The sequence below is a fragment of the Pseudonocardia pini genome, assembly GCF_013870575.1.
GTDB classification, from domain to species: domain Bacteria; phylum Actinomycetota; class Actinomycetes; order Mycobacteriales; family Pseudonocardiaceae; genus Pseudonocardia; species Pseudonocardia pini.
Genome location: NZ_JACBXB010000554.1, coordinates 1 through 3810 on the forward strand (window position 1 = coordinate 1; position 3810 = coordinate 3810).

5 protein-coding genes are annotated in these 3810 nt (G+C 73.1%); 3 read left to right on the top strand and 2 right to left on the bottom strand.

All coding sequences use genetic code 11. The annotated features are described in order from the left end of the window. The 3 genes from H5J29_RS24555 to H5J29_RS24565 all read left to right on the top strand — a co-directional run. On the top strand, nt 1-334 hold a 334-nt coding region (locus H5J29_RS24555; protein WP_181783398.1), incomplete at its 5' end, for a WS/DGAT domain-containing protein. A gap of 29 nt (nt 335-363) precedes the next feature. After that, a complete protein-coding gene (locus H5J29_RS24560; protein WP_246394240.1) occupies nt 364-1293 on the top strand; it encodes a DMT family transporter in 930 nt (309 codons plus the stop codon). A gap of 22 nt (nt 1294-1315) precedes the next feature. After that, entirely contained in the window at nt 1316-2035 is a 720-nt protein-coding gene (locus tag H5J29_RS24565; protein ID WP_181783399.1) for an SDR family NAD(P)-dependent oxidoreductase, read from the top strand. 51 nt (nt 2036-2086) lie between these two features. Here H5J29_RS24565 and H5J29_RS24570 read toward each other — a convergent pair whose 3' ends face one another. Both H5J29_RS24570 and H5J29_RS36330 read right to left on the bottom strand, forming a co-directional pair. Further along, nucleotides 2087-3268, bottom strand: coding sequence for an acyl-CoA dehydrogenase family protein (locus tag H5J29_RS24570; protein WP_181783400.1), 1182 nt, complete (start codon nt 3266-3268; stop codon nt 2087-2089). A gap of 32 nt (nt 3269-3300) precedes the next feature. Next, on the bottom strand, nt 3301-3564 hold the full coding sequence (locus H5J29_RS36330; protein ID WP_181783401.1) for a DUF4242 domain-containing protein: 264 nt from the start codon (nt 3562-3564) through the stop codon (nt 3301-3303). Nucleotides 3565-3810 lie beyond the last annotated feature (246 nt).

The window sequence follows — 3810 nt, forward strand, 5'->3', positions numbered from 1 at the left end:
CCTGGCGATGGTGTCGTTCTTCCTCGTCCGGCTCCTCCCGGGGAGGCTGCAGGCCCCGCTGGTCCGGGTCGTCTACGGGCGGCGGTTCTTCCACATGCTGGCGTCGGTGATGCCCGGGGCGCGCAGGCCGCTGCACATCCGGGGCGGGCTGATCCGGGAGGTGCAGCCGGTGCTGCCGCTGGCGGCGGGCGTCGGGCTGGCCGTGGGAGCACTGAACTGGGGGCGCTTCACCTGCGTCGGGATCACCGCGGATCCCGCGATACTTCCCGAGATCGAGGGAATACCGGGTGGCATCGTCCGGTCGTTGAGGAGTATGCAACCCGTGGAGCGGTGATCCATGCGGGTCGAGCGGGGGTGAAGGGGATGAGCATGGACGGCGAGATGCTGATCGCCGTGCCCGCGGCCGTCCTCGGCGCCGCCGGGTTCGGGCTCGCGACGGCGGCCCAGCAGCGCGCCACGCACGAGGTGGAGACGACCGGCACGCTGAACCCGCGGCTGATCACCACCCTGCTGCGACGCCCGATGTGGCTGCTCGGCCTGCTGGCCACGATCGTCGCCCTGGTCCTGCAGCTCGTGGCACTGGCCTTCGGGGCCATCGCGGTGGTGCAGCCGCTCCTGGTCACCGGGGTGGTGTTCGCCGCGGCCTTCTCCTCCCTGATGTCCCGGCGGCGGCCGGACCCGCTGATCCTGCTGGGCGCCCTGCTGTGCGCCGCCGGGGTCGCGGCGTTCCTGCTGCTCGCCCGGCCCCTCCCGTCGGAGGAGGAGCACATCGACATGTGGGCGGGGATGCCGCTCGCGATCGGGCTCGCCGCGGTGGTGGTGGCGTGCCTGCTCTTCTCCTCCACCGTGCAGCACCAGTCGCGGGTGCTGGCGCTGGCGCTGGCCACCGGCATCCTCTACGGCGTCACCGCGGGGCTGATGAAGGTCCTCACCGGGCAGCTGCGGATCGGTCTGCTCGAGCCCTTCCAGCACGTCACGCTCTACGCCGTGTGCATCGTCGGGCCGATCGGGTTCCTGCTGTCGCAGAACACGTTCCAGCAGGGGCGACTGGTCTCGCCCGCGGTCGCGGTGATCACCAGCGTGGACCCGGTGGTGGCCGTGCTGATCGGCGTGTTCTGGCTCGGCGAGCGGCTGGACTCCTCCCCCGCGCTGCTGGCCGGGCAGTGCCTGGCCGCCGTGGTGGTGATCGCCGGGATCGCGTTCATCACGGTCCGGGGCACCCACCTGCTCCACGAGCTCGACGCGGAGCACGCGGCCGCGGGGCGGACCCGACCGGACGTGGCACCGGGTTGAACGCACGTCGGAGGGAGCGGCGGTGAAGGTCGCGGATCGGCTGGCACTGGTGACGGGGGCGTCGTCGGGCATCGGGCGGGCGGTGGCGCTGCGCCTCGCAGGGGACGGCGCCCGGCTCGTCCTGACCGGACGGGACCCGGAGCGGCTGCAGGAGGTCGCCGAGCGCACCGGCGGGAAGGCCGTGGTCGCGGACCTCGCCGAGGGCGTCGACGCGCTGCTGGACGGGCTGCCTGGGCGCCCCGCGCTCGTCGTGCACAACGCCGGGACCGGGGCCGCCGGGCCGCTGGAGGAGATGACGTCCGCGCAGGTGGACGCCCTGATCGACCTCAACCTCCGCGCCCCCGTGCAGCTCACTCGGGCGCTGCTGCCGGGGCTGCGGGCGGAGCGCGGGCACCTGGTGTTCGTCGCGTCGATCGCGGCGCTCGGGGTGGCCGGGGAGGCCGTCTACTCGGCCACCAAGGCGGGGCTGCGCGGGTTCGCCGACGCCGTCCGGATCGAGGCGCCCGAGGTCGGGGTGACGACGGTGCTGCCCGGCGCCGTCGACACCCCGTACCTCGCCCGGCGCGGCTACGAGCGGACGATCCCCCGCCCGGTCCGGAGCGACAAGGTGGCCGAGGAGATCGCGCGGGCGGTGCGGCGGGGGACGTCCGAGGTGGTCGTGCCCCGCTGGCTCACCCTGGGCGCGAAGGTCCACGGCGCCGCCCCGACACTGTTCGCGAAGGCCTCCCGCCGCTTCGGCTGACGGCACTCCCGTGCTCCCCTCGCGCACGAGAGTGCCGTGCGGGGTCGGGTCCTAGCCCCAGCGTGGGCCCTCGTCGGGGTCGAGACCCAGGCAGAGCTTCCCGATCACCTCGTGGGCGAGCAGGGAGTTGCCGGGGTGGAACCGGCCCATCCGCACGTCCCGGAAGAGCTGCTCCAGCCGGTTGCGCCGGAACGCTCCCCCGCCGCCGCTGAGGTCGAGCGCGGTGTCGACGATGCCGTAGGCGTTGTTGATGACGGTCTGCCGGGTGCTGAAGAGCCGGACGGGCCAGTCCTCGTGCGGCACGCCGTTCGTCCAGTCCTGCGTGGTCCGTTCGAGCAGGGCCTCCGCGGCGTCGTAGGCCATCCGCATGTCGGAGACGTCGTGCTGGACGCCCGGGTGGTGGGCCATCGAGCCCGAGGGCAACGCCATCGAGGCTCGCCTGCCCGCACTCTCGACCGTCAGGTGGAAGGCCTGCTGCGCCGCGCCCAGGTAGACGGACGCGAAGCCCATCAGGGCCCAGGCGAGGATCGAGGCCTGGAAGGGCCCCATGCCGGCGAAGCCGGTCGGACAGACGAGCGCGACCTGCTCGTCCGGTACGAACGCCCGGTCCAGCAGGGTGTCCTGGCTCTGCGTGGCGCGCATGCCGAGGGTGTCCCAGGTCTCCACGATCTTCAGGCCCGGGTTGTCGCGGTCGACGAAGCCGTGCACGATCCGCGGCGCCTCCGGATCCGAGGTGTCCATCGCGTGGAACCCGCCCAGCGTCCACACCGGGCTCAGGCTGCCGAAGATCTTGTGTCCGCTGACCAGCCAGCCGCCCTCGACGGGTTCGGCCTGAGACGTCGAGAGCAGCAGCGGCAGGTCGTTGCCCGCCTCACCGTGCAACGCGGCCAGCACCTCCCCCGCCGCGGCCCGTTCCAGCAGGAACCGGCACGAGTCGTCCCCCTGCCGGAGCAGGTCGGCGGCCACCCCGGTCCAGTACACGTGCATGTTCACGGCCAGCGCGGTGGCCGGGGCGTAGTAGCCGAGCCTGCGCATCAGGCGCGAGTACTCGTCGAGGCCGGCACCGCCGCCGCCCATCTCGGTGGGGATCGCGACGTCGAGGAAGCCCGCGGAGCGCAGCTCGGCGAAGTCCTCGGCGAAGAAGGTGTTGTCGCGGTCGTGCACGGGGGCCCGCTCGGCGAAGCGCACGAGCATGTCCTCGGGCAGGATGTCGCGGGTCTCGGTGGTGGTCATGGCGGTCCCTTCGTGGGCGGGACCGCCGCTGCTCAGCGGCCCGCGGGCTCCGGTGGGACGACCTGCTCGACCGGCACGACCACGTCCGCGGGCATGCCCGCGCGGGCCGCCGCCTCGCGGATCGCGTCGGCGTCCGACGCCTCGTAGAGGCAGTACGACTTCTTCCGGTCGGCGGAGAGGAACGAGTAGATCCACCGGACGCCCGCCTCGTCGTTGACCAGGCGGATGCCCTCGTGGTCGAGCTCGTCCGGGTCGAGCTGCTCGGCGAAGTTCCGTTCGATCACGAAGAGCGGCACGCTCGTCCCCCCACGGTCGTCGGCGTCGGTGTGCACCCTGGCGCCGGGAACGATGCTAGGGACACCCCGGCGCCTCCGACATGACCAGACCTGCCTGTTCCGCCGAGCGGTCGGAACGGCCCCGGATCGGCGGTATGGTCCGGTCTGACCATCGCTCCTGGTGAGGGGAGTGCGGGTGTCCGGCGCGACGATCCTCTGCGCGGCCCGCTCCGCGGCGGGTCCCGGCGACCTGGCCGACGCGCTCCA